Raw genomic sequence first — 24,773 nt, forward strand, 5'->3', positions numbered from 1 at the left:
ATGCTCAACCTCCCCATTGTCATGAGCAGGTGGAGCGTACACGGACACACCACGCAAGATCACGATCCGCAAACGACCATCAGAGGGTCATTTCCTCCACAACCTTTACTAAAGGAAGTGGATCGTGATCATATCGTGATCAGGTTTATTTATTATTGATAGGGATTTACTAAAGATCCGCTTTTGGCATGGTGCGGGCGTCCCCACCCCGGGGCACCGGCCAGGATCGGCTTGACCCTGACGTGCGGGTCAGGGGTTAGCGTCACCGCACCCGGGCGGCGGACGCACGCCGTGCCGCTGCCCCGGACCTGCCCAGGAGGCCGAGCATGACCGCAGCCCTGCCCCGTACCGCCCGTGAAGTCCGGCTCGCCGCCATCCCCGGAGGACTGCCCACGCGGGAACACTTCGCCGTCGTCGACACGCCGCTGCCCGAGCCCGGGACCGGCCAAGTCCTCGTCAGGAACCGGCACTTCCTGGTCTTCCCCGGCCTGCGCACCTTGATCGGCGGAGAGGTCGACGGCCTGCCGCTGCCCCTGCTGCGCAGCGGGGATGTGCTGTTCGGTCCCGCCGTCGGCGAGGTCGTGGCCGCGCCGTCCGACAGCCCGTTGCGCACCGGCGACACCGTCGCCCATATGCTCGGCTGGCGGGAGTACGCGCTGGTGGCAGCCACCGAGTGCACCCCCTTGGACGACACGCTCCCCGATCCGGTCGCCTACCTCTCCCCGGGATCGGCCGCCTACGGCGCGCTGACCCGCCTCGCCGACGTCCGCGCGGGGGACATCGTCCTCGTCACCGGAGCGGCGGGAGCGGTGGGCTCGCTGGCCGGGCAGATCGCCCGGCTGCTGGGCGCCGCGAGGGTGATCGGCAGCACCGGCTCGCGGGAGAAGGCCGAGCGGCTGGTCTCCGAACTCGGCTATGACGCGATCGTGCTGCGAGGAGCCGGGCCCATCGCCGCCCAACTCGCGGAGGCGGCGCCCGAGGGCATCGACGTCCTGGTGGACACCGTCGCCGGCGAGCAACTGGCCGCAGCACTCGGCGCGGCGCGGCAGGGCGCTCGGTTCGCCCTGGTCGGAACGCTGTCGGGGCAGATGTCGGCGCAACGATCCGGCGGCAGCGCCCCGGTGGAGGTCGACGCCTTCCGCCTCCTGGTCAAGGGCGTCTCGCTGCGCGGTTACAGCGGCGCGGACCACCCCGATGTGGAGAAGGAGTGGACCGGTCGCTTCGGCGGCTGGCTGCGCTCCGGTGCGATCAGCTTCCCCCATACCCGGATCGCGGGCATCGATCGCGCACCGCAGGCGTTGCAGGACATGATCGAGGGCAGGCACTTCGGGGCCGTGGTCGTGGAGCTGTAGTGCGGACCGAGGACCCGGAGCCACCACAGCCAAACGGAAACGAGCAACCCCATGGGCGCATCCGGCTGCCCCGGAAGCCGGGCTCCCCGCGCGGCACCGCCGTCCTAACCTCGTCCGACCACGTCGGTGGATGGGCTGAGGCGGTCGGCTTGCGTGCCGAGCCAGGTCGGAGTCCAGGTCCCGGTGGCGTCGTGGTCGGGCCGGAAGGAGCCGAGGTGGTGGCGGAGTGCGGTGAGGGCGGGGTGGGGGTTGTCGCTGCGCCAGATCAGCGAGTGCGGGTAGACCGGTGTCGGGTCGTGCACGGCGATGCGCCGTAGGCCGTAGTCGGCGGGCCATACGAGCCGGGTCTGCTCGCCGACGAAGGTCGCCAGTGCCGAGGAGTCGGCGATCACGTCCAGAAGGGCCTCGGTGCCGAAGTTGGGGCCGGTCGCCTCGATGGTGAGCCCGAACGCGGCGGCGAGTTCGTCGTAGTAGGCGGCCCACTCGGTACCGGTGGCGTTGCCGGGCATCCAGATCCTGTGGCCGGCAAGCTCGGCGGGCGTGACCGCGCGGGCTTCGGCGAACCCGTGGGCCGGTCCGGTGAGGAGCTGGATGGGCTCATCGAGGACCCGGACGGCCTCGATGCCGTCGGGGAGCTGCCGTGCGGGCCGGGTGACAGCGCGGAAGGTGGCGTCGATCGTGCCGGACCGGACGGCCGCAATGGCCGCGTCGGCGTCGAAGAGGGTCACCACGTCGAGTTCGGTCTCGGGATGCGCGCGGTGGAAGTCGCGCAGCATGCCTGCCGGTGCGATCCGCCGATTGATCACGTCGACGCGCAGCGCGCGGCGGCCGGGCCGCACCGAGGCGGCGGCCCGTTCCTCGGCCTTGAGGAGATCACGGGCGTGGGGCAGGAACGCCTGCCCGTCGATGGTGAGCCTGGCTCCGCGCGCCGTGCGGGTGAACAGCCGCACACCGAGGTCCTTCTCCAGCGCGGCGATGCGCTTGGAGACGCCCTGCTGGGTGATCGACAGGTCGGCGGCGGCCTGCTGGAACTGGCCCGCGTCCGTGACCGCGACAAAGGTGCGTACGGCATCGAGATCCACGCCGAGCCACCTTAGAGCACAACGCATGGTTGTGACTCGCCAGCAGAGCGGTTGTTTGCCGGGTCGATCTGCTGCGCGCTTTGATCTCGCTGGTCAATCCGAGGTTGCTCGGGACGAGACAGCGAGGGGTGCGCCGGACATGGCGGGTAGGAGATCGCTGGGGCGGCAGTTCGGGTGGCTCTGGGCGGCGTACGGGGTCAGCACGTTCGGCACCTGGCTCGCGTTGGACGCGTTCCCCTTGATCGCGACGCTCAAGCTGCACGCCGGGCCGGCCGAGGTGTCGGCGCTGGCGGCTGCCGGGCTGGCGGTGGGGGCGGCGGTGGCGGTGCCGCTCGGCCCCTGGGTGGAGTTCCGCCGCAAGCGGCCGGTGATGGTCGCGATGGACCTGACCCGGTGCGCAGCACTGATGAGCGTCCCCGCCGCCTTCGCGCTCGGCCGCCTCACCTTCGTCCAGCTCCTGGTCGTGTCGGCCGTCGTCGGCGCGGCCGACATCGCCTTCAAGGCTGCCAGCGGCGCATGCCTGAAAGCGCTCGTGCGGCCGGAGGACCTGCTCGTCGCCAACGGGCGGTTCGAGTCCACGACCTGGACCGCCACCATGCTCGGACCACCGCTCGGCGGGGCTGCGATCGGGCTGTTCGGCCTGGTGATGACGGTGCTGGCCAATGCGGTCAGCTTCCTGCTCTCGGCGGTCGGCATCCGTGCGATCGGCGGGAGTGAGCCGCGTCCCGCGAGAAGCCATGCGCCTCGGCTGCGGGTCGGCGACCTGTTCGACGGATGGCGGTACATCCTGGCCCATCCGGCGCTGCGCCCGCTCTTCTTCAACACGGTCCTGGTCAGCGGTCTGATCATGGCGACCTCGCCGCTGCTCGTCGTCCTCATGATCGGCCGCCTCGGGTTCGCACCATGGCAGTACGGCCTCGCCTTCGGAGCACCCTGCGTCGGCGGACTCCTCGGCTCACGGCTGGCCCGCCGACTCGTCACGCGGTTCGGGCGGCACAGGGTCATGCTCGTCTCCGGGGTACTGCGCGCCTGCTGGTCACTCGGGCTGGCATTCGTCCGCCCCGGCACTGCCGGGCTGGTGCTGGTCATCGCCGTCCAGCTCGGGCTGGTGACCTGCATGGGCGTGTTCAACCCGGTGTTCGCCACCTACCGGCTCGACCAGACCGAGACGGAACGGGTCGCCCGCACCCTGTCGGCGTGGTCGGTCACCAGCAACGTCACCATCGCGGCCCTGACCGCCCTGTGGGGTCTGCTGGCCGGAATCACCAGCCCGCGCACCGCCATCGTGATCGCCGGTCTCCTCATCCTGACGACCCCGCTGCTGCTCCCCCGACACGACCGCACGCCGCAGCACAAACGGGAACCGGCCCGGAGCCGCACCTGACACACCTCCACTCCCCCGAGGCAGAGGAGTCAGGTCGGCGCAGCTCTTGAGGTACGCGGTGAACGGCCTGCGGACCCGGTCAAGGGCATCGGAGCGGCGGGCGCCGCAGCCCTCTCACTCCCGGACGTCCCGTCCACCGCCCTCTCGGGCATGCCGTCCACTCCCCTCCCAGGGAGATCCGCCCCGGTGTCCGTTGAGGAGGCGACCGTGTGAGTCTCTGGCTCCCGCCATGGCGGGACCACGCCGGATTCACACCGGCTTCCTCGGACTTCCTCGGGCCGCCGTCGCCTTGTCGGCAGTCATCATCCCATTCACGATGTGGACCCCGGCATCCGGTCGCTGCTCCGCTCCCACCGGATGCGGGGCGGGGCCACGTACGTGCGCCGTACGGTCAGATGGTGCGTATCCACCGTCCTGGCTTTCTTCGACGCCCTCGGCGAGACGGTCGCCGCCCTGAGCGCCGGCACCGTCAGCACCGCCGTGCCGGACCGTGGTTCCGTCGGTCGTACGCGGGGCGTGTGCGGTGCCCGGGCGCTCGGAGCGGGGGTCGGCCCGCCGTCGTGAACCACGGCGGCCATCAGGCGCGTTACCGGGGCGAGGGGCCTGTTCCTGGGTAGGCAGCAGCCGGGCGCGGACGGATTCCGTACCACCCGCACACTGGCGGGCGGAGAGTGACAGGATGGGCGGCATGGCGACGACCTGGGCACTGCCACGCGCGGTGCGTGCCGTCGTCTTCTCCGTGCTGTGCGTCGCCCTGGCCGCCGCCGCCCATGTGTGCATGGCGCCGGTGACCCTGCCCGCCACGGTGCTGGCCACGGCGTTCGCCGCCACGGCCGGGCTCACCTGGCTGCTGGTAGGCAGCCGTTGGGGCCCCCTGGCGAGCTGCGGCTGGATGACGGGGGCTCAGCTCGGGCTGCACACGCTCTTCGAGTACGCCGCTCCGATGGGGCATCACGGTGCCACGGGTACGGGCTGCCCATCCGCGCTCGGCGCAGGCCGAGCGGAGCACGCGATGCACGCGATGCACGGCATGGGAGCCATGCAGGGGATGTCCCCCATGGCAGGCATGCCGGGGGTACCGACGGGAGTCATGGCGGGAACGGCGGCCTGTCCGCTCGGCGCCGGCGCCGACGGCCCGGTCGGCCACGCCGCGACGTCCGGCGGCATGTCAGGCGGCATGTTCGTGGCCCACCTGGTCGCGGCCCTGTGCTGCGCGCTGCTGCTGCACCGGGGCGAGGCCGCCCTGACCGCCGTCGTCGGACTCCTGCACGCCCTGGCACTCGCGTTCGTCCTGCTGCTGCTCACACCGCCGCCCCGGCCCCTGGCGCGGGCGGTCGGCGGCGGCCGCATGCCTCGGACGGCGCGGCGACCGCAGTTGCTGCTGCTGACCCATGCCGTGGTGCGGCGCGGCCCCCCGGTGGTGCGGACCGTCTGACGAGCCCGTCTGCCGCATCGACACGCGGCGCGGGGCCCGGCACGCCTGCGAACGCCGCCCGGCAGGGCGGACCCGCCCACGGCCGGCCCCGGGTTCGGCCGCGCGTCCGAGTCACCGCTCCCTGCGAGCGGCTGCCGACGACCCCGGGTCGACCCGCAGGCGGGCAGGTCGGTCCTGCGCGGAAGCCACGGCGGTCCGGCCGGGCTCCGGACAGGACCACGTCCGAGCCCTGACGCCCCGTGCCACCCGCCCCATGCGGACGCCGCTACCGGCTGCGCCCCGCGCGGGCCGGGCATGCCTGAGGCGCGCGGTGACACGGCGGCCCGGACCCGACGCCCTCGCGGCGCCCCCTCGCGGGGCCCGCCCCCTGCGCACCCCAGGAAGCCCATCGACATGACAGAGCAGAAACGGAAACCGCCCCGGGGGATGCCCACCTCCGCTCAGCCGCAACGGTCCACGGGCGGCGCCTCCGGGCCGAGTACCCCGGCCAACAGGGCCCGCGTCCACTCCGGAGACGGGCCCGGCGCCGACCGGGCAAGCTCCCGCAACCGCTGTGCCACGGCAAGCCAGTCCCGGCAGTCCGCGCAGCCCGCCAGGTGCCGCCCGGCCCCGGTCTCCTCGGCGGAGGTGTGGGACGGCTCGCCGTCCAGTCGGGCGGAGAGCGCGGCACGGCATGCGGAGCAGGTCATGGCGCCATCGTCCCGCACACCCAACCCGGCCGCCCAACCGCGCCCACGCCCGCGCCCGCGCCCGCTCCGGGGGTGTACCCGTGGACGATGACGAGCTGACCGCACTGGCGCTGTTCGCGCGGGCGGGCGGCCCCGCCGAGGTGGAGGCGTTCATCCGGGCGACGCAGCGCGACGTGTGGCGTTTCGTCGCGCATCTCACCGATGTGGAGTCGGCGGACGACCTCGCCCAGGAGACCTTTCTGCGGGCGCTGCGCAGCCTGCCCGCCTTCGAGGGCCGTTCGTCGGCCCGTACCTGGCTGCTGGCCATCGCCCGGCGCACGGTGGTGGACCGTTTCCGTCATGACGCGGCCCGCCCGCGCAGCGCGGCGGTCAGGGACTGGCCCGAGGCGCTGGAGCGGCAGTGCGGCGCCGCCCCGGGCTTCGAGGAGGGCGTCGTACTCGCCGACCTGCTGGCGTATGTGCCCGGCCAGCGCCGGGAGGCGTTCGTCCTCACCCAGATAGCCGGGCTGAGCTATGCGGAGACGGCCGAGCTGTGCGGCTGCCGGATCGGCACCGTACGCTCCCGGGTCTCCCGTGCCAGGGACCAGTTGATCGCCCTGCTGCGGGCCGCAGAGGCCGAGCGGTCGGTCAACGAGCGAGCGACGGAGGCGCCGGGCGTGGCGTTCCTGAACGTCTGACGGTTCTCGGGGTCTCCGCAGGGGACGGCTTCGCCGCCGCTCCGGCGGAGACCCCGAGGGACGGCGCGGGGGTTCTCCCCCCAGGACGGTCGTGGGCGAGCGGGGCGCCCGGAGGCCGGGTCGATCCTCGACCCCGCAGTCCGGCAACGCCTCCTCGGGGCAACGGCGCGTCGGGAAGAGAGGCCGACAGGCACCATGGAGCGCGCGTCGCCTGCTGCGGGGGTCACCCGAGAGGAACGGTGCCGGTCGCGAGGTGGCGGGGGCGACGGCGGGCGGCGCTGCTCGGGGAGGGCTGCCAGACACGCAGCCGCAGGCTGTTGCCGACGACGAGGACCGAGCTGACGGACATCGCAGCCGCCGCGAGCATGGGGTTGAGCAGCCCCAGGGCGGCCAGGGGGATGAGCACGATGTTGTAGCCGAAGGCCCACACCAGGTTGGTGCGGATGGTGGCCATGGTGCGCCGGGAGAGCCGGATCGCGTCCACGACGGCCTCGATGTCACCGCGCACCAGGGTCAGACCGGCCGCGCCGATGGCCGCGTCGGTGCCGTTGCCCATCGCGATGCCCAGGCCGGCCGAGGCCAGGGCGACCGCGTCGTTGACGCCGTCGCCGACCACCGCGGTGCTGCGACCGGCCTCGGCGAGCTCCGTGATGATCTCCGCTTTGCGCTGCGGGGAGGCGTCGGCGTGGATCTCGCTGATGCCCAGGTGCTCGGCGACCGCGCGGGCTGCGGCATGCCGGTCACCGGTCAGCAGCACCGTCTCCAGGCCCATCCCCCGAAGCCGGTGTACGGCCCGGTAGCTGCCGGGGCGCAGGGTGTCGCCGATGGTGTACAGCGCCGCCGCCGTGCCGTCGATCTCGGCCACTACCACGGAGTGGCCGGTGGCCTCCGCCCGGCCGAGGGCCTCCCGTAGGGCGGTGGGGAGTTCGCGGGTACGGCTGTCGGGGCGGACCGCCCGCACGTTCCGGCCTTCGACGAGCCCCTCCACCCCGATCCCGGGGAGGGAGGTGAAGCCGGCGACCGGGGGCAGCGGGTCGCCGCACTGCCGGCGGGCCGCTTTGGCCAGGGCCCGGCCGATGGGGTGTTCGGAGGGGTGTTCGACCGCGCCGACCAGTCGCAGGGCCTCGTCCGCCGAGGTGCCCGGCACGGTGACCGCCTCCACCAGTCCCATCCGACCGCTGGTCAGGGTGCCGGTCTTGTCCAGGACGACGGTGTCGATGCGGCGCAGCCGTTCCAGCACCTCCGGTCCGCGGACCAGGATGCCGAGCTCCGCACCGCGCCCGGTGGCCGCGATGAGTGCGGTGGGGGTGGCCAGGCCCAGGGCGCACGGGCAGGCCACCACCAGGACGGCTACCGCCGCGGTCATGGCAGCCTGCGGACCGGCGCCGGCACCGAGCCAGAAGCCGAGTACGGCGGTCGCGATGGCCAGGACGCAGGGGACGAACACCCCGGCGACCGTGTCGGCCAGCCGCTGGGCCCGGGCCTTTCCCGCCTGGGCATCGGTGACCAGCGCAGTGATCCTGGCCAGTTGGGTGTCGGCACCGACCGCGGTCGCACGCACCAGCAGGACGCCGCCCACATTGAGGGTGGCGCCCACCACCGGGTCTCCCGGTCCTGCCTCCACCGGTGCGCTCTCGCCGGTGAGCAGGCTGAGGTCCAGCGCCGAACTGCCTTCGACGATGACGCCGTCGGTGGCGACCTTCTCGCCGGGCCGGACCACGAAGGTCCGGCCCGGCAGCAACTGCTCGATGGGGATGCGGTGCTCCAGGCCGTCCTCGCGCACGCAGACGTCCTTGGCGCCCAGTTCGATCAGGGCGCGCAGCGCCGAGCCGGTGCGACGACGTGCGCGCCGTTCCAGGTAGCGGCCGAACAGGACGAAGAGCGGCACGCCGACCGCCGCCTCCAGGTAGATGTGCGGGTGCGTGCCCCCGGCTTCGGCGGTGAGCGAGAAGGGCATCCGCATGCCGGGCGTCCCCGCTCCGCCCAGGAACAGGGCGTGGATGGACCAGCCGTAGGACGCGATGACCCCCAGGCTCACCAAGGTGTCCATGGTGGCCGTGGAGTGACGCAGGTTCCGCCAGGCCCGCTCGTGGATCTCCGTGGCGCCCCAGACGACCACCGGCCCGGTCAGCATGAAGCACAGCCACTGCCAGTTGCGGAACTGGAGGGACGGCACCATCGACAGCACGATCACCGGCAGCGCCAGCGCTGCCACGATGAGCAGCCGCCGGCGCTCGGCGGTGTCCTCCTCGTCGTCCTCCTCACCGGGCAGGGCGGGCGTGGTGCCGGCGACCGGCTCAGCCGTGTACCCGGCCCGCTCGACGGCGGCCACCAGGTCGGCGACCGGCACGCCGGGCGGGTGGAGCACCCTGGCCCGCCCGGTCGCCAGGTTGACGCCCGCGCTGACGCCGGGAATGCGTGCGAGGCGCTTCTCCACCCGGGACACGCAGGCTGCGCAGGTCATTCCGCCGACGGCCAGGTCGGTGGTGACCGGCGCGACGCCTTCGGCCTCCTGGTCCACGGGCGGCGGGTTCATCGCCGCACCTGGCGGGCAGGGGCCGGGGCGGTCCCGGCGGCGGCGGACGAGCTGCGGAGCGGGCCGAGGCCGCTCATGGTCATGCCGGGCATGTCCTCCATGCCAGGCATGTCATGGTCCATGCCCGGCATGTCGTGCCGCATACCGGGCATGTCGTGGTCGCCACCGGAAGGGCCGGGGTCGGTCGGACGGATGCCCGGCTGCAACGGCCCCGAGGCACGGCCCACCGCGAAGGCAGAGCCGAAGAGCACAAGCAGCAGCACAGCGAAGCCGCAGAGGCGGATTCCGGGCAGCGCAGGCAGGCTCCGCGCTGCCCACGCGCGGCCCGAGGAAGCGCTTGGGGGATCGATGGGCGACGCGGTCATCGTGTCGGCTCCGGGTCTTGTCGAGGAGTTGACGGACACGCGCCGAACGGGATTGGTCCGCGTTCGTGTCCGCTGCTCGTAGCGGGTGGGAAGACGACCTCGACAGGTGGTCGGCGGAGGGGCCACCGAAGTTCCCGTCGATTTTCCACCCGGAAGAGCTGCGGGCAGCCGCAGTTGCAGTGGCCGCAGATCCGGATACGCGGGGAGACCGCCGACCGGGAACCGCAGGCGCCGCTGCTACGACTGACTGGGCCGGTACCTTGCACCGGGCCCGGTACCGGGGAGGGAGCAGCCGTGCGCACCGACCGCAGCACGCCCACGGGCAGCGGCAGGCAGGACCACACCACGGCGGTGCCGCCGTCCGGCGGGACGGCGGTGGTGGCGTTGCTGACCTGCGCGATGGCGTTTTCGATGGTGCAGCTGTTCCTGTTGGGAGCGCTGGGCCCGCGACTGGTCGATGACCTGGGCATCTCCCGTACCGTGCTGGGGCTGACCACCACCGCCGGGTTCGGCGCGGCCGCCCTGCTGTCGCCGTTGGCGGGGCGCGCGGTGGACCGCGTCGGGCCGCGGCGCTGCGTGGTCGCCCTGCTGCTGCTGGCCGCCGCCGCGCTGGGCCTGATCGGGGCCGCGCCGGGGGCGGGCCTGCTGCTGTGCGCGGTCGCGCTCGGCGGCGTACCGCAGGCGCTGGCCAATCCGGCGACCAACAAGATCATCCTGGTCGCCTTTCCACCCGAGCGGCGCGGGGCGGTCACCGGGCTCAAGCAGTCCGGGGTGCAGCTGGGTGCCTTTGCCGCCGGGCTTCCGCTGTCGCTGCTGGCCGCCGGGGTGGGCTGGCGCGGGGCCGTCTGGGCGGCTGCGGTCACGGCGGTGGCGGCGGCGGTGTGGGCGGCCCGCGCGCTGCCGCAGGACACGCCTGGGACCGGCGCCGTCGCTGCGCGCAGGGGGTCGGCCCGGCCGCGCGGCACTGTGGGGCGGCTTGCGGTCTTCTCCCTCCTGCTGGGCTGCGGCATCGCTTCGGTCAACACCTACCTCGCGCTGTTCGGCTCCCAGCGGCTGGGCCTGAACCCCACCGCCGCAGCCTGCCTGGTGGCCGTGCTGGGGGTGGCGGGCATCGCCGGCCGGGTCGGCTGGTCGCGCTCGGCGGGCCGGCCGGGCCGGGCCGGTGCGCTGCCTGCGCTGCTGGCCGCAGGCGCGGTGGCCGCGGCACTGCTGCTGGCCGCTGCGATCACCGTGGGGCCGCTGGTGTGGCCGGCCGCGGTGGCGGTGGGGGCGTTCGCGGTCTCGGCCAATGCGGTCTCCATGGTGCTGGTGCTCCAGCAGGCCGGGCCGGGCCGGGCGGGCCAGGACTCGGCACTGGTGTCGGCCGGGTTCTTCGCCGGGTTCGCTGTCGGGCCGCCGCTGTTCGGCGCGATGGTGTCGGCGGTCGGCTATGCGCCGGGCTGGCTGCTGGTGGCGGCCGAGTTCCTGGCCGCGTCGGTGGCCGCGCTGCCCCTGGCCCGCTGTTCGGCCACGGCGGCGGAGGCCGGGCGGTCATGACCGGGCAGGGCGCGGCCTGGGCGGAACGAGCCCTGGAGAGCGTGCTGGAGCGGACCCGGCGCACCGCCGCCGAGGTCGGCTCGCGCTTCCCGCTGTACGCCGAGCCGGACACCGGCCGGTGGACCACGACTGCGCGCGGTTCGTGGACGGGAGGTTTCTGGGCCGGACTGCTGTGGCTGCGGGCGCGGGCCACCGGCGATCCGGCCGACCGGGCGGCCGCGTGCGCCGCCACCCGCAGTCTGGAGTTCTGGACCGACCAGGACACCGCCACCCGGGGTCTGATCTTCTGGTACGGCACCGCGCCGGCCGACGACTGCCCGGCGGCGGCCGGGCTGCGCACTCGGGCGGCGCAGGCGTGCCTGTCCGCGTACGACTCCCGGCTGGGCCTGGTGCCCTGGGGCGGCGCGTTCGGCGGTCCCCGCCTGCTGGCTCGCGCGGACGGGGTACCGGGCCTGGTACCGCTGCTGGCGGGGGCCGGTGCGGACGGCAGGGCGGCGGCCCACCGCATGCTCGTCCGGCAGCTGGGGCTGTGCCTCGCCGAGGATCCCCCGCGCCCTGCCTGGCAGTCGCGGCCCGACGGCGGCTGGGCTGCCCACCCCGAGCCCGCGCCGGGCTGGAGCCGGACGGCGGCGTGGCTGCTGCTGGCTGCCTCCGACGGCCTGCACCGGGCCTCCGGCGACCGGCGGCTCGCCCTGGGGGCGCCGGTGGACAGGCTGGTGGCGCTGCGGCTCGGCGAGGCGGCCCGTCCGGTGCCCCGGGCCTGCGGGGAGGACCCGGCGGCACCGGTGGACACATCGGCGGCCGCCATCGAGGCAGTGGCCGCGCTCAAGCTCGCCGCCCTGGCGGACGCGGCGGGGCGGTACGAGGACGCCGCGCGCCTGGCCGGTCGGGGACGGCAGGTGCTCGGCGAACTGTGCGCGGCCCATCTGTCCGTGCCCGGCGACCGGGGCCGCCCGGCCGGCATGCTGCTGGACGGCTGCTATGACGCCGAACGGGGTCTGGCGGTGCGGCATGAACTGATCTGGGGGGACTTCTTCCTCGCCCTGGGGCTGGCGATCCTCACCGGCCTGGTGGGGCCGTTCGACTGCTGACGGCGTTTCCGGTGCTCATGGGCGCGGCCGCAGGACGCGGCGGGCCACTGCGGCGATGTGCAGTTCGTCCGGTCCGTCGAGCAGCCGGGCGGCGCGGCCGGCGCGGAACAGGGCCGGCAGCGGGGTGTCGGGGCCGAGGCCGGCGGCGCCGTGCACCTGGATCGCGGCGTCCGCGACCTGCTGGAGCATCCGGGCGGCGGCGACCTTGGCCAGTCCCGCCTCCAGCCGGACGTCCCGCCCGGCCGCGAGGCCCGCCACCGCCTCGTACACCAGCGGCCGGGTGGTCCGCAGCGCCAGCAGGGAGTCGAAGACGAGCTGCTGCACCAGCTGCCGGTCGGCCAGCGGGCCGCTGCTCCGCGCCCGCGACCGGGCCCGGTCGCACATCAGGTCGTACGCCCGCCGCGCCTGGCCGAGCCAGCGCAGGCAGCGCAGCAGCCGCCCCAGCACCAGCCGCTCCCCCGCGACGGCCAGGCCCTGCCCACGCGGGCCGACCAGGTGGTCCCCGTCGACCGTGACGCCGTCCAAGGCGATCTCCCACTGGCCGCCGGTGCCCAGCACCGGCAGCTCGCGGACGACCCGGAACCCCGGTGTGGAGGCGGGCACCAGCAGCAGCGACAGGCCGTCCCGCTGCGGCGCCGCCCCGTCGGTGCGGGCCAGCACGGTGACCAGGTCGGCGTGCCCGGCTCCGGTGACGAACCATTTGCGTCCCTGGAGCGTCCATCCGCCGTCGGCGGTGGGCACGGCGCGCGTCGTGGTCAGCACCGGGTCGCTGCCGGGCACGTCGGGCTCGGTCATCGCATAGCTGGTGCGCAGCTCACCGGCCACGATGCGGGGCAGATACCGCTGCCGCACGGCCTCGCCGGTGTGCCGGCCGAGCATCGCCACGTCCAGCAGGGGCGCCGAGCCGAGGGCCGCCGGGCCGTGGTCGCTCGCCCCCTCGACCTCGGCCAGATACGCGTAGTCGGCCAGCGGCAGCCCCTGGCCGCCGAGCTCGGCGGGCAGCGGCAGCGCCCACAGACCGGCCTCCCTGGCCTCCTGCTGAAGGCGGGCCAGTTCGGCGCGGGCCAGCGGGCCGCCCGCGTCAAGGACCGCCTCACACGGCATCACGCGCTCCCCGACGAAGGCTTCGACGCGACCGCGCACCCCGGCCACCTCGGGCGGGCATCCGGGCAGTCGCCGCTCCGCCGGGTCGTCCGGGGCCACGGCGGGGTCGGCGGCACCCGCATTGTCGACGATCACGGCTTTCCTCCCTCTTCGCCGGGAACCCGGCGATGCGCCAAGCCGACTGACTGGCCGGTGAGTTGGTCGGTTCGTACTACCGGCCAGTTCCCGTACTCATGTGCAGCCGGTGTGCGGCCACACCGCGGAGCAGAGGAGAGCCATGGGACATCCGACCACCGTCCGTACGATCCGCCCGCTCGACGGCGTCGAGTTCCACGCCGCCGGCCCGTCCGAACTCATCGCACCCGCAGCCGCCCATCTGAGCGCTCTCGGCGCCGCCCCGGCCGACGGCCCCGCGCCGGCCGACGGACCCGCGCCGTCCGGGGCGTCCCGCATCGCCGTCGGCGGCGCGCTCGGAGACGTCACCGCCCGCACCGCCTGGGCGGACCTGTGTGCCGCCGAGGACGCCGTCGACGAGGCGACGGTCCAGGCCGCCACGGGGGTGATGCACCTCCACGGCAGACGCGACGGCTCCCCGCGCGGCCTGGCCGCCGAGTACACCGCCACCTGCGCCTCCGTGCTGACCGCGCAGGGGCTCCTGGCCGCTCTGCTGGCACGCGCCCGCGGCGCCACCGCAAGCAGCGTCTCCACCGGAGCCGACCGCGCCGCGCTGCTGTCCGTCTCCCAGTACCTCGCCGCCGCCGGCGCGCCGGAGGCCGAGGCGGTGCCGATGGGCCCCGGCGGTCCGCCGTTCACCGCCGGGGACGGTGCCCGCTTCGAACTGGAGACCCTTGACGCGGGCAGCTGGGCCGCCTTCTGGCGGGCCCTGGACGCGCCCGCCGAGGCGGTGCGTGCCGGCTGGCCGCCCTTCCAGTTCCGGTACGCCACCGCCTGCGCCCCGCTGCCCGAGGCGCTGCACACCACCGCCCGCGCCTCCTCCTGGGAACGGCTCCGGCATGCCGCCGATGTCTCCGGCGCCCAGGTCTGTCCGCTGCACACCCTCGCCGAACGGGCCGGTGAACCGCACACCGGCGCCCCCTGGTCCCTGCACCCGGCGGACGCGGGCCGTACCGCCCCCACGGGCACGCCGGAGACGGCCCGCCCGCTGGCCGGACTGACCGTGCTGGAGGCCGGACGCCGCATTCAGGCGCCGCTGGCCGCCCATCTGCTCGGCCTGCTCGGCGCCCGGGTGGTCCGGATCGAACCGCCCGGCGGCGACCCGCTGCGCGGCATGCCGCCCTGCACCTCCGGCCTCTCCGCCCGCTGGCTCGCCCTCAACCGCGGCAAGGACGCGGTGCAGATCGACATCAAGAGCCCGGCGGGCCGGGCCGACCTGCGCGACCTCGCCGCCCGCGCCGATGTCTTCCTCCACAACTGGGCCCCCGGCAAGGCCGAACAGCTCGGCCTGGACGCCGACGGCCTCGGCGCCGTCAACCCCGGCCTGGTGTACGCCCACACCAGCGGCTGGGCCGGGCGGCTGCCCGACGCGCCGATGGGCACCGACTTCATGGTCCAGGCCCGCACCGGCGTCGGCGAGGCGGTCCGCCCCGCCGACGAGCCCGCCGCCCCCTCCCTGATGACCCTGCTCGATGTCCTCGGCGGGCTGCTCGGTGCCGAGGCGGTGCTGGCGGCGCTGGTGCTGCGGGAGCGTACGGGACGCGGCGTACGGGCGGAGTCCTCGCTGCTCGCCGCCGCCGAACTGCTCACCGCACCCGCCCTCGGCCGGGCCGCCTCCGGCCGCGCCCCCCGCCGCCCGGCGGGCTTCCGCCGCCCGCTGCGCACCGCTGACGGCTGGATCGCACCCGCCGACGCCGACGCCGCCGACGCCCGCTCCCACAGCGCCCGGCTGCGCGACCTGGGCACCGCCGAGGCCGTCGCCGAACTGCGCGGTCTCGGCCTCCACGCCACCGCCGTCAGCACCGACCTCGCGGCCCTGCCCGACGATCCCCGGCTGCGCGGCGCGCTGACCCGCGACGCCCACGGAGCCCTCGCCGTCCCCACCCCCTGGAGGCTGTCATGACGTCCCGCTTCCCCGACCTCGTCCCCGCCGCCCTGCGCCGCGCCTGGGCCGCCGACGGCAGTTACCCCGACCTGGACCTGTACTCCCTCTACCGGGCCCGCCGCACCGCAGACCCGCACCGCACCGCCGTGATCGACGCCACCGGCAAGGTCTGCTGGACCCGCCTGGATGTGCAGGCCCGATGTCTGGCCACCGGACTCGCCGAGGCCGGCATACGCCCCGGCGACGTGGTGGGTGTCCAACTCCCCAACAACCGCGACGCGGTGATGGCGGACCTGGCGCTGGCCGCCCTGGGCGCCGTCGCCCTGCCCTTCCCGGTGGGGCGCGGCACCCGGGAGGCGATGTCGCTGCTGGCCCGCGCCGAGGCCCGGGCGGTGATCGCGGCCGTCGAGTACCGCGGTCGGCAGCACGCCCGGGAGCTGGCCGAGGCGGCTCCGGAGCTGCCCGCCCTGCGCTCTGTGGTCGCGGCCGGGCGCGGGGAGGTCCCCCCGGGGTGCCTGTCCATGGCGGAGCTGCTGCGCAGCGACGGCAGCGCCTTCACCCCCGCCCGGCCCGATCCTGACGAGGCGGCACGGATCCTGGTCTCCTCCGGGTCCGAGACCGAACCCAAGATGGTGGCCTACTCGCACAACGCCCTGGCAGGCGGGCGCGGCAACTTCCTGGGGTCGCTGCTGGCCGGCGGCGAGCCGCCGCGCTGCCTGTTCCTGGTGCCGCTGGCCTCCGCCTTCGGCAGCAACGGCACCGCCGCCGTCCTCGCCCGCCATGGGGGGACCCTGGTGCTGCTGGACCGCTTCGATCCCGAGGCCGCACTCGATGCGATCCGCCGTCACCGTCCCACCCATGTGCTGGGTGTGCCGACCATGGTGCGCATGATGCTCCAGCAGTTGGAGAAGGAGGGCGCAGCGGAGGAGGGCGCAGCGGAGGAGGTCGGCAGCGGGCTCACCGCTCTGGTGCTGGGCGGCTCGCCGCTGGACGCGTCCACGGCGGCGGAGGCCCGCAGGGCCTTCGGCTGCCGCGTGGTCAACCTCTACGGCTCCGCAGACGGCGTCAACTGCCACACCGGCCACGGCGGTGAGGCCGCCACGGCAGACGGGCCCGGCATCGCGGTGGGCCGCCCCGACCCGGCCGTCGCCTCGATCCGCATCACCCCGTTCCAGGGCCCGGGGCCGGGCGCCGCCGCTTCCGACCCCGGGGCCGACGCGGCCCCCGGCGAGGTCGGCGAGATCCTTGCGCTCGGCCCGATGACCCCGATGTGCTACGTCGGCACGCCCGAGCTCAATGTGCGCTACCGCACCCGGGACGGCTGGGTCCGCACCGGCGACCTGGGCGTTCTCGACGCCGACGGCGGGCTGCGGGTGGTCGGGAGGCTCAAGGAGATCGTGATCCGCGGCGGCGCCAACATCAGCCCCGCCGAGGTCGAGGGCGAGCTGTCCACCCATCCCGACCTGCGGGACGTGATGTGCGTGGGCGTGCCGGACCCGCTGATGGGCGAGGTCCTGGCCGCCTGCGTGGTGCCCCGGCCCGGCCGTGTCCCCACGCTCCAGGACCTCTGCGCCCACCTGGAACGGCGTGGCCTGGACCGCTGCAAACACCCCGAGCGTCTGCTGGTCGTGACCGACCGGCTGCCGCTCACACCGGCGGGCAAGCCGGACCGCGCCGCGCTGCGTCGGCGGCTGGCCGCGGCCGACCCTGCGCAGCAGCCCGGCTGACGCCCGCGGCGCGCGTCGGCGGTGCGGGGAGAGGCCGGTCCTCCCTCCGCACCGCCGGCGGCACGCTCAGGAACCCGAGAACGCGTTCTTCAGCTGCTCGGCCGCCTTGGTGTAGACCGCGAGCAGGTCGAGGTCGTCACCCGGATAGTTGGCGATGTCCAACTGCTTGGCCCCGGAGTCGGGCAGCACCGTACCGGTGGACATGTTCTCGTTGTCGAGTACGAACGCGGGCTTCTTCGCCGACAGTTCGGACAGCTGGGCGGGGGTCACCTGCTCCCGGCCGTAGGTTCCGGCCGGCGTGATCCCTGCCAGGTCGGCGGCCCAGGTGGTGAACACCTGGGCGACCACCACCGGGGGCTGTCCACCGGGCCACGAGGCTTTGAGCTCCTGTTGCAGTTCCTCCCAGCGCTCGGAGAAGGACCGGTTCCACCTGGCGGCGTCCTGCTCGGTGCCGAACAGCTTGCCCAACCGGGTCACCTCGGCCGAAGCCGCGGTACGGCCGTTGTCGAGGGTGACCTCCACCAGCTTGGCCTTGGCGGACGCCGCCTCCTTCACCTTGCCCGCGAACGGCTCGAAGGACGCGTACAGCACATAGTCGGCGTTCGCGATAGCGATCAGGTCGGACGGCTTGAGCTCGTAGTCGGGGGCGTGCTTGATCGACGCCGGGACGATGGACTTCACATGGCGGGCTCCGGCCGCCTCGGCGAGCGCCGCCTCCCAGGTGGAGGTGGCCACCACGACCGGGCCCGGGGCCGCGGCGGGCGAGGCGGACTGGTCGGCCGTGTCCGTGGACGGGCCGGAGCTGCTGCCGCAGCCGCTGAGCAGCAGCGCCGCCGCACTCAGTGCGACGAGGGACCGGCAGAGGACGCGGAAGCGCGCCATGAGCTTGTTCTCCGTTCGGGTATCAGATGAACGGCGAGGGCGACCGCCCCCGCCGCGAGTACCAGGACCGGCCCGGGTGGCAGATCCCACGCCAGTGCCGCGAGAAAGCCGGCGGTGTTCACCGCGACGCCGATGACGACCGCCCACGTCGTGATCGACACCAGGGAGCGGCCGAGCCGCCGGGCGGCGAGTGCCGGAAGCAGCGTGAGCGCGTCCACCAGCAGCGCGCCGGTCAGCCGGATCGCCCCGGCGACCGCCACCGCGACCAGTACCAGCAGCAGGACGGTGAGCCGCTGGACGGGCACCCCCGAGCACAGCGCGAGCTCGCGGTCGTGCAGCAGCAGCGCCAGGTCCCTGCGGCGCCACCAGAACAGCCCGGGGACCGCCACCGCGAGGACGCCCAGCAGCAGCAGGTCGGTCGGGCGCACCGCCAGGATCGACCCCCAGAGCAGCGCGAACGCCCCGTTGGCGTTGACCCCCGACAGGGCGAGCAGCAGCAGGGCGGCAGCGATGGCCAGGCTCATCAGCAGCCCCATCGCCCCCGACAGGCCGTCAGGAGTGCGGGCGAGCGGTGCCACGCCCGCTCCCGCCGCCGCACAGGCGAGCAGCGCGCACACCACCGGGTCCAGCCCGATGAGCTGGCCCACCGCTATTCCGAGCAGGGCCACATGCATCATCGCGAAGCGCACCGGCATGATGTCCAGACCGACGATCACCACGCCCACCACCGGCAGCCCGGCGGCGGCCAGCAGCAGTCCCACCCCGGCCCGTTGTACGGGTACGAGGTGCAGCAGGTCGCCAACCTGCCCGAGGACGCTCACCGGACCTCCCGCAGCCGCCCCGCGGCCATCTCCAGCGTCCGGTCGCAGCGCGCCGCCATCGCCCGGTCGTGGGTCACCACCAGCAGGGTCACCGGGAGGCCCGTGAGGACCTCCGCAGCCTCCTCCTGACCGGCGAAGTCGAGTGCGGCCGTCGGCTCGTCGGCGAGCAGTACCCCCGCTCCCGCGGCCACACAGCCCACCGCCCGGGCCAGGTGCATGCGCTGCAGCTGGCCGCCGGAGAGGCTGCTCAGCGGCCGGTCCCCGAGCGCCCCCACGCCCAGGTGTTCGGCGGCGGCGTACGCCTCGCCCGCCGCGCCGCTGCTCGCCAGCAGCTCGCGCGCCAGCAGCGGGAACCGCCCCGCAGCGGGCCGCTGCGGGATCCACCCGCACGCCCTGCGCCGCCAGGCGCGCTCGGCCGCCGTGCGGTCGCCCCGACCCCCGACCAGGATCTCGCCCGACACCTGCCGGTGCAGTCCCAGGACGGCACGCAGCAGCGTGGTCTTCCCTGAGCCGTTGGTGCCGGTCAGTGCCACCCGCTCGCCGCAGGCCACGTCGAGTTCGACGCCGTGTACGGCCTCCAACCGGCCGTGACGGCACACCACGCCACGAAACCGCAGCTCAAGCCCGTTCCTGACGTCTCGGGAGTCCACTGCGGCGTGGCCCGCGTGCTCCAAGCTCTCTTCCACGTGACAGTAGTCGGGCCCGGCTGATGCGCAGTTCCCGCCATTCGCCGGACGTGGCCCGGGCCGGGCCCGGCGCTAGGGCCGGTGGTGCAGCGGTGAGGATGCTTCCTGCCGTCCGTCCCTACCGGGGGTGGGGCGTCACGCCGGCGCGGCCGGGGCGGCTCGTACCTTGCGCGCCGGTCCGCGCGGGGCAGGGGCGTGGGCGTCCGGAAAGCCTGGCCAGGAAGTCCGGGGGACTCGGGTTCGGTCTCTCTGTCGGGGCCGCGCGCGGGCTGTGGTGCGCCGCAGTCAGCTGCAGTCGGCGGTCACCACCATGTCCCTGATGTCGGTCAGCGGTATCACCACCGGATCGGCACGCCCCTCCGCAGACACCCGCAGCGTGCCGCCGTCGGCCGACAGCAGTGTCCCGCAGGTGGTGTCGGTGCCGTGGGTCACCCGTATGGATCCAGGCTGCTCGCTCGGCGCCCACCAGGTGAGCGCTGTGCCAATGAACAGGCTGGCCAGGGCCAGCGCCACGGTCCGGCGGGCGAGGGTGAGTCTGCGCGCGGCCCGTATCGCCGTGGCGACCTCGAAGGCGTCGACCGACCCGTGGTCGCGGTGGATATCGGCAAGGGTGACCGCAAGCGGGCTCGCCCCGGCCTGCGCGGCCAAGGCGTGCCAGAGTCCCACCACGGCGAGGGCCAGCCCCCCACCGACGAGGACCGTGACAGCCAGCCGCCACCCGATCGGGAGTTCGGCGGTGGTGGTCCGGCCCTTGACCACAATCGCCGCGCCGAGCAAGGTGATGAAGGCAGCCAGGCCGTTCCGCCAGACCTCCGCACTGGCCCGCACGCCCGGTAGCGACTCGCGCACCAGTGCCCGGAACCGGTCCCGCTCGGCCAAGTCCGTCTCGCTGGGCGGTCGCTGCGGTCGGCGGGGGCGAAGGTTCATTCAGCGGTCAATTCGATGCGGAAGCTGACCCCGCATCCGGTCACGCCGGTCGGCGCGTCCTGGTGCGCGGTGCCGCAGCCGCAGGTCACGTCCAGTACCACGGCTTCCTGGGGATCGCCGTTGGAGCCGCGACTCGCGCCGGCCATGCCGGTGAGGGCGACGGTGACCTGCCGGTCGACGAGGTGGTGGTCGCAGCGCGGGCACCGCCCGGACACGACGAAACACGGCGCGGTGTCCTCGTTGTGCGGCTTCACCGTGAGTTCCTGCGCCTCCAGGAGATCGTAGGCGCGGTCGGTCCATCTGTAGTCGGTGGTGACCACATAGGCGGGGAGGGGAGCTTCTGACATGGCCTCACTGTAGTGAGCGATCGTCTAGCCTGAGACCGGTTCCAACCAATTGTGCGACGAGGGGGCAACGCATGCCGGTTGGTGAAGACGAGGGGGAACGGGCATGGCAGTTTCTCCTCCAGGGTGTGGAACTGGAACGACATGGGCGCACGGTGGAGGCCGAGCAGGAATTCCTCAAAGCCGCAGCGCTCGGCGAGTTCAACGCCATGTACAACTGCGGATTGCTGGCGGAGCGCCGGGGACGCACCGCTGAAGCACATGACTGGTACGTCCGTGCGCACAACGCCGGACATCCGGAGGCGGCCAACAACCTCGGCGTACTGCTCCACAACGCGGGGGATCCGGACGCACTGCTCTGGTTTCAACTCGCCGCTGCGATGGGCCATCGGCAGGCCGCCGGCAATGCGAAGGCCCTTCTCGCTTCACGGTCCCGCTGGGCGAAAAGGCGAAAGGCTGGGCCGGAGGTGCTGCGTGCGGCGGCCGAATCGGCCTATCGGGAGTTCACCGCGACCGGCAACGACGCCCGCCTGGTACGAGCGGTCACCCTCAGCCGGGAGGCTGTGCGGTTGGCAGGCCGCCGCCACCGGTCACGCAGCAGAATGCTGGCTGACCTCCGCGATGTCCTTCGATACCGGTACGAGTTGCGTGGGGATGTCGCCGACCTCGAAGAGGCCGTCAGTGTGGCGCGTGAGGCGCTGGATGGTCTGGCGTCAGGGCACCCGGAGCGCCTGACCGCCGCACACGCCCTGATCGCGCTGCTGAATGCCCAATTCGAAGTCACCCTCATTGCCGGTCCGCTGCTCAAGGCTGTGGATGAGGTCGGCAGGCCGGCACTGAGGCAGCACCGTGGTACCGAGCAGGCTCGGGCGGCACTCGAATCGAGTCTCTGCGGGGCCCTGGTCGCACTGTTCCGCCACGCCGACGCGACTGTGGATCTGGACGAGGCGATCACGCTGGGCCGTGCGGCGGTCCGCCGGCTCCCCGGTGTCGCGGTCCCGCTGAGCAACCTCGGGGCAGCTCTGCTGCTGCGAGGAACGCAGCGCGGCTCACTGGACGATATCAACGAAGCAGTCGAGGTGCTTCGCGAGGCAACCGCTGCGGCAACCGCCGCACATGACACGCCGCAGCTCACGCGGTCCTCCGTCAATCTCATATCGGCGCTGCGTATTCGCGCGGATCTGACCGGACGAGCCGCGGACGACCACGAAGCCGAGGAGGCGGCAGAGCGGATGCGACATGCCGTGTCGGCGGAGCCGACGCACCATCCCCGGACATTGGTCAAAGCCGTGATCGCCACTGACGGCCCCACCAGCGCGGACGCGACCCGCCATGCGCTGTCCGTACTCCCGCCCATGCACACGGACCGGCCGTTCCTGCTGCTCCATTTGGCCAAGGCTCTGAGTGCCGACGGCAAGCGGGAGGAAGCCATCGCGGCGGCACGGGAGGCGGCTGCCCTCGCGGTGAGCAGCCAGGCCAAGGTGGATGCGCAGCGCATACTGGGCCGCCTGCTGCTGAGCGACGACGCAGACGACGCAGACGACACGGACGATGGCCGACGGCAGGCGGCGCTCGCCGAGGCGATAGAAGTCCTCACGGCGTCGGCCAATGCCTTGGAAAAGACCGAGGTCGTCTACGCCGAGGTCATGACGGGTCTGGCGACAGCACTGCTCGGCCGCTTTGTGCGGGATGGGCTCGAATCCGATCACGAAGCGGCGCTGGATGCGCTGCGAGCAGCGGCGAACGCCGCGGGATCGTCCGTCCAGGACCGGCTGTTCGCCGCTCGGTACTGGGCTGGTGTGGCGCTGGAGGCAGGCGACACCGGCGATGCCCTGGCGGCGTCGCGCGTCGCGGTGTCCCTGCTGTCGGAGTTCGGGTGGATCGGTCTCGACCGAGGCGACCAGGAACAGAGTCTGCGGGACGGCGCTGCGATGCCGAGGGACGCGGCGGCCCTGGCCATCGCCACCGGGCAGCCCAAGCTGGCCGTGGAGCTGCTGGAACAGGGGCGGTCGGTGCTGTGGCGCTCGACCCTGCACCTGCGCGAGGACCTGGCGGCCCTCGCCGCGAAGGACCCGGCCCTGGCGGCGGAGCTGGAGCAGGTCCGCGCAACGCTCAACGGCCACGCGGCACTCAGCCCCGAGTCCCGTATGCGGCTGGCAGACCAATGGACGCGGTTACTCGGCAAGGTACGGCAGCTGCGGGGATTCGAGACCTTTCTCGGCCCGCCTTCGTTCGAAGCGCTGGTCCCCGCAGCCGGGAAGGGCCCCGTCGTCATCGTCAACATCAGCACGATCCGCTGCGATGCGCTGCTTGTGATGCCCGACGGGCAGGTCGAGGTCGTGCCACTGCCCGACGTGGACGTCCCGGAGATGGACACGGTCTCCAACACCTATCGGGAGCACCTGGCGCTGGCGCAGGAACCCGGCGCCACCGGCCGGGCGAGGGAACGCGCACGGCACACCGTGCACGACACCCTGGAGTGGCTGTGGGAGCGCATTGCCCGCCCGGTGCTCGACCGGTTGGCGTTCTCGTACGCGTCCGAGACGCCACCCCGGCTGTGGTGGTGCCCCACGGCATCGCTGATGACCTTGCCGCTGCACGCGGCGGGCCGCTACCCGCGTACCAGCGCCGACCGCGCAGAGCCGGTCGGATCGCCGTTCGCCGTGGTCTCGTCGTACACCGCCACCCTGTCCGCACTCATCGACGCCCGGCGGCGGCCGGTCGCCGCCGGCGCGGGAGTGGTGGCCGTCGCGCTGACCGACACCGGACGCGGTCACGATCCGCTGCCCGGGGTCGCGACGGAACTCGGGATGCTCGAAGAGGTCTTCGGCCGGCAACGGCTGACCGTACTGGTCGACGACGCCGCTACCGTGGCGGCCGTACGGGAGCAGTTGCTGGACCACACATGGGCCCATTTCGCGTGCCATGGCAGCCTCGACATGGCCTCCCCCACCGACTCGGGCTTGGCCCTGCGGGACGGTGACATGAATGTGCTCGACTTCGCGGATCTCCCGCTGGAGACGGCGGATCTCGCGTTCCTGTCCGCCTGCCATACCGCTGTGGGCGGTGGGCGGCTCCCGGACGAGGCCATCCACACCGCTGCCGCTCTCCGTATGGCGGGATTCCGGCATGTCGTCGCCACCCAGTGGTCCGTCCATGACCAGGCCGCACCCATCCTGGCCGCCGCCTTCTACCGCCATCTCGGTGTCTCGGGCCCTATGGACTCCGCCGGGGCCGCCGTCGCCCTCCACCACGCCGTCGCCGAGCTTCGCGACGCGAACCTCACCGACCCGACTCTCTGGGTGCCTTTCATCCACGATGGCCCGTGAGCTGGAGCGGCGGCTGCATGGACAGCGGTCGAATGCTGCGGGGGACGTTCGGCGGGGATCGCTGCGTCCGTGGTGCTGAATCTGGCCCGGGTCGGCTGGGATGTGGCCTTCACCTACTGGACCCCTTATGACAGGACCTGGCTCATGGCTGCCTCCGGCCGGCGATGCCGGCTGCGTAGGCGCCGCCGGGTGCCTACTGTTCGCGGGCCGAGCGGTGGAAGGTGCGGTGCAGGCCGCGCAGGCGGTCGGCCAGGGCGGGGACCGGTCCTTGGACCGGCAGGCCGGGCACGATGTCCTGGATCGCGAGGCAGCGGACCGGCGGCGGTGCCACGCCCAGCTCGGCCAGCCAGTCCGCCAACTGGGCCGCCGAGTGGGCGTAGACGATGCGGCCGAGGCCGGCCCAGCCGTGTGCGGCCGAGCACATCGGGCAGTGCTCCCCCGAGGTGAAGACCGTGGCCGTGGCCCGCTGCTCCGGGGTGAGGTGGGTGGCGGCCCATCGGGCCAGGGCGAACTCCGGGTGCTGGGTGGGGTCGTCCAGGCTGTGCACCCGATTGCGGTCCTCCGCCAGTACCTGTCCGTCGGCGCCGACCAGGACCGAGCCGAACGGCTCGTCGCCGGTCCGCAGCGCCTCGGCCGCCAGGTGCACGGCGCGCTCCAGGTGGCCGAGTTCGATGGGGGTCAGGTCGGCGGCGGTCATCGTCACTCCTGGTCCTGAGGTCGCCGTGTGTGCGCCTCCCACCCTGCCCT

At 73.6% G+C, this 24,773-nt stretch carries 20 protein-coding genes and 1 pseudogene; 10 read left to right on the forward strand and 11 right to left on the reverse strand.

The window, feature by feature from the left end:
• The first annotated feature begins 326 nt into the window (after window positions 1-326).
• A complete protein-coding gene (locus tag C7M71_RS00710) occupies window positions 327-1,352 on the forward strand; it encodes an MDR family NADP-dependent oxidoreductase (RefSeq protein WP_111489547.1) in 1,026 nt (341 codons plus the stop codon).
• Window positions 1,353-1,456: 104 nt separating this feature from the next.
• Here C7M71_RS00710 and C7M71_RS00715 read toward each other — a convergent pair whose 3' ends face one another.
• Window positions 1,457-2,434 carry a LysR family transcriptional regulator gene (locus C7M71_RS00715; protein WP_111489546.1) on the reverse strand — a complete coding sequence of 326 codons (978 nt, stop codon included), beginning with the start codon at window positions 2,432-2,434 and terminating at the stop codon, window positions 1,457-1,459.
• Window positions 2,435-2,573: 139 nt separating this feature from the next.
• Between C7M71_RS00715 and C7M71_RS00720 the strand changes: the two genes are divergently transcribed.
• Together C7M71_RS00720 and C7M71_RS00730 are read left to right on the forward strand one after the other, a co-directional pair.
• The gene (locus tag C7M71_RS00720; RefSeq protein WP_111489545.1) at window positions 2,574-3,818 is read left to right on the forward strand and encodes an MFS transporter; all 1,245 of its coding nucleotides are present in this window, start codon (window positions 2,574-2,576) and stop codon (window positions 3,816-3,818) included.
• Window positions 3,819-4,506: 688 nt separating this feature from the next.
• Entirely contained in the window at window positions 4,507-5,253 is a 747-nt protein-coding gene (locus tag C7M71_RS00730; protein WP_162824089.1) for a hypothetical protein, read from the forward strand.
• Between the two features lie 440 nt (window positions 5,254-5,693).
• On the opposite strand, the gene C7M71_RS00740 is transcribed toward C7M71_RS00730, so the two are convergent.
• Window positions 5,694-5,942, reverse strand: a complete 249-nt coding sequence (locus C7M71_RS00740) for a zf-HC2 domain-containing protein (RefSeq protein ID WP_175607612.1) — start codon at window positions 5,940-5,942, stop codon at window positions 5,694-5,696.
• Between the two features lie 80 nt (window positions 5,943-6,022).
• On the opposite strand from C7M71_RS00740, the gene C7M71_RS00745 reads away from it, so the two are divergent.
• On the forward strand, window positions 6,023-6,619 hold the full coding sequence (locus C7M71_RS00745) for a sigma-70 family RNA polymerase sigma factor (protein ID WP_229758446.1): 597 nt from the start codon (window positions 6,023-6,025) through the stop codon (window positions 6,617-6,619).
• 223 nt (window positions 6,620-6,842) lie between these two features.
• Here the strand turns inward: C7M71_RS00745 and C7M71_RS00750 are convergent, their stop codons facing one another.
• Both C7M71_RS00750 and C7M71_RS30930 read right to left on the reverse strand, forming a co-directional pair.
• Window positions 6,843-9,155, reverse strand: coding sequence for a heavy metal translocating P-type ATPase (locus tag C7M71_RS00750; RefSeq protein ID WP_111489540.1), 2,313 nt, complete (start codon window positions 9,153-9,155; stop codon window positions 6,843-6,845).
• Window positions 9,152-9,418: a hypothetical protein gene (locus tag C7M71_RS30930; protein ID WP_175607613.1), complete on the reverse strand. Its 267-nt coding sequence runs from the start codon at window positions 9,416-9,418 to the stop codon at window positions 9,152-9,154. The genes C7M71_RS00750 and C7M71_RS30930 overlap by 4 nt, the downstream gene beginning before the upstream one ends.
• A gap of 396 nt (window positions 9,419-9,814) precedes the next feature.
• Here C7M71_RS30930 and C7M71_RS00760 point away from each other — a divergent pair, with 396 nt between their 5' ends.
• A complete protein-coding gene (locus C7M71_RS00760) occupies window positions 9,815-11,056 on the forward strand; it encodes an MFS transporter (protein WP_229758447.1) in 1,242 nt (413 codons plus the stop codon).
• Window positions 11,053-12,147, forward strand: coding sequence for a sugar ABC transporter permease (locus C7M71_RS00765; RefSeq protein ID WP_114914115.1), 1,095 nt, complete (start codon window positions 11,053-11,055; stop codon window positions 12,145-12,147). The genes C7M71_RS00760 and C7M71_RS00765 overlap by 4 nt, the downstream gene beginning before the upstream one ends.
• A 15-nt stretch (window positions 12,148-12,162) precedes the next feature.
• Here C7M71_RS00765 and C7M71_RS00770 read toward each other — a convergent pair whose 3' ends face one another.
• Entirely contained in the window at window positions 12,163-13,251 is a 1,089-nt protein-coding gene (locus tag C7M71_RS00770; RefSeq protein ID WP_407675966.1) for an acyl-CoA dehydrogenase family protein, read from the reverse strand.
• A gap of 277 nt (window positions 13,252-13,528) precedes the next feature.
• On the opposite strand from C7M71_RS00770, the gene C7M71_RS00775 reads away from it, so the two are divergent.
• Together C7M71_RS00775 and C7M71_RS00780 are read left to right on the forward strand one after the other, a co-directional pair.
• On the forward strand, window positions 13,529-15,328 hold the full coding sequence (locus C7M71_RS00775) for a CoA transferase (protein ID WP_111490547.1): 1,800 nt from the start codon (window positions 13,529-13,531) through the stop codon (window positions 15,326-15,328).
• Window positions 15,325-17,037, forward strand: coding sequence for a class I adenylate-forming enzyme family protein (locus tag C7M71_RS00780; RefSeq protein WP_111490548.1), 1,713 nt, complete (start codon window positions 15,325-15,327; stop codon window positions 17,035-17,037). Before C7M71_RS00775 ends, C7M71_RS00780 begins: the two co-directional genes overlap by 4 nt.
• A 66-nt stretch (window positions 17,038-17,103) precedes the next feature.
• Here C7M71_RS00780 and C7M71_RS00785 read toward each other — a convergent pair whose 3' ends face one another.
• The 5 genes from C7M71_RS00785 to C7M71_RS00805 form a co-directional block, all read right to left on the reverse strand.
• On the reverse strand, window positions 17,104-17,919 hold the full coding sequence (locus tag C7M71_RS00785; protein ID WP_111490549.1) for a TroA family protein: 816 nt from the start codon (window positions 17,917-17,919) through the stop codon (window positions 17,104-17,106).
• Window positions 17,877-18,740, reverse strand: a complete 864-nt coding sequence (locus C7M71_RS00790) for a metal ABC transporter permease (RefSeq protein ID WP_111490550.1) — start codon at window positions 18,738-18,740, stop codon at window positions 17,877-17,879. Before C7M71_RS00790 ends, C7M71_RS00785 begins: the two co-directional genes overlap by 43 nt.
• Window positions 18,737-19,342 (reverse strand): ATP-binding cassette domain-containing protein, encoded by a 606-nt coding sequence (locus tag C7M71_RS00795; RefSeq protein WP_175607765.1) that lies wholly within the window; start codon window positions 19,340-19,342, stop codon window positions 18,737-18,739. Before C7M71_RS00795 ends, C7M71_RS00790 begins: the two co-directional genes overlap by 4 nt.
• A 369-nt stretch (window positions 19,343-19,711) precedes the next feature.
• Window positions 19,712-20,353 (reverse strand): hypothetical protein, encoded by a 642-nt coding sequence (locus C7M71_RS00800; RefSeq protein WP_111490551.1) that lies wholly within the window; start codon window positions 20,351-20,353, stop codon window positions 19,712-19,714.
• Window positions 20,350-20,673 (reverse strand): hypothetical protein, encoded by a 324-nt coding sequence (locus C7M71_RS00805; RefSeq protein ID WP_111490552.1) that lies wholly within the window; start codon window positions 20,671-20,673, stop codon window positions 20,350-20,352. The genes C7M71_RS00800 and C7M71_RS00805 overlap by 4 nt, the downstream gene beginning before the upstream one ends.
• A gap of 152 nt (window positions 20,674-20,825) precedes the next feature.
• Here C7M71_RS00805 and C7M71_RS00810 point away from each other — a divergent pair, with 152 nt between their 5' ends.
• Window positions 20,826-24,026, forward strand: a complete 3,201-nt coding sequence (locus C7M71_RS00810; protein ID WP_162824090.1) for a CHAT domain-containing protein — start codon at window positions 20,826-20,828, stop codon at window positions 24,024-24,026.
• Window positions 24,027-24,068: 42 nt separating this feature from the next.
• Window positions 24,069-24,161 (forward strand): annotated as a pseudogene (locus C7M71_RS31225) (SDR family oxidoreductase); the annotation flags it as partial.
• 58 nt (window positions 24,162-24,219) lie between these two features.
• On the opposite strand, the gene C7M71_RS00820 reads toward C7M71_RS31225, so the two are convergent.
• Window positions 24,220-24,723 (reverse strand): nucleoside deaminase, encoded by a 504-nt coding sequence (locus C7M71_RS00820; RefSeq protein ID WP_111490554.1) that lies wholly within the window; start codon window positions 24,721-24,723, stop codon window positions 24,220-24,222.
• Between the last annotated feature and the right edge of the window lie 50 nt (window positions 24,724-24,773).

The organism is Peterkaempfera bronchialis (assembly GCF_003258605.2).
In the GTDB taxonomy this organism is placed as follows: Bacteria; Actinomycetota; Actinomycetes; order Streptomycetales; family Streptomycetaceae; genus Peterkaempfera; species Peterkaempfera bronchialis.

Bases quoted from the DNA above. Each gene is read 5' to 3' on its own strand.
- C7M71_RS00775 (WP_111490547.1), top strand. From the start codon at position 13,529: ATGGGACATCCGACCACCGTCCGTACGATCCGCCCGCTCGACGGCGTC.
- C7M71_RS00780 (WP_111490548.1), top strand. From the start codon at position 15,325: ATGACGTCCCGCTTCCCCGACCTCGTCCCCGCCGCCCTGCGCCGCGCC.
- C7M71_RS00720 (WP_111489545.1), top strand. From the start codon at position 2,574: ATGGCGGGTAGGAGATCGCTGGGGCGGCAGTTCGGGTGGCTCTGGGCG.
- C7M71_RS00710 (WP_111489547.1), top strand. From the start codon at position 327: ATGACCGCAGCCCTGCCCCGTACCGCCCGTGAAGTCCGGCTCGCCGCC.
- C7M71_RS00785 (WP_111490549.1), bottom strand. From the start codon at position 17,919: ATGGCGCGCTTCCGCGTCCTCTGCCGGTCCCTCGTCGCACTGAGTGCG.
- C7M71_RS00820 (WP_111490554.1), bottom strand. From the start codon at position 24,723: ATGACCGCCGCCGACCTGACCCCCATCGAACTCGGCCACCTGGAGCGC.
- C7M71_RS00800 (WP_111490551.1), bottom strand. From the start codon at position 20,353: ATGAACCTTCGCCCCCGCCGACCGCAGCGACCGCCCAGCGAGACGGAC.
- C7M71_RS00750 (WP_111489540.1), bottom strand. From the start codon at position 9,155: ATGAACCCGCCGCCCGTGGACCAGGAGGCCGAAGGCGTCGCGCCGGTC.
- C7M71_RS00730 (WP_162824089.1), top strand. From the start codon at position 4,507: ATGGCGACGACCTGGGCACTGCCACGCGCGGTGCGTGCCGTCGTCTTC.
- C7M71_RS00770 (WP_407675966.1), bottom strand. From the start codon at position 13,251: ATGCCGTGTGAGGCGGTCCTTGACGCGGGCGGCCCGCTGGCCCGCGCC.
- C7M71_RS00740 (WP_175607612.1), bottom strand. From the start codon at position 5,942: ATGACCTGCTCCGCATGCCGTGCCGCGCTCTCCGCCCGACTGGACGGC.
- C7M71_RS00765 (WP_114914115.1), top strand. From the start codon at position 11,053: ATGACCGGGCAGGGCGCGGCCTGGGCGGAACGAGCCCTGGAGAGCGTG.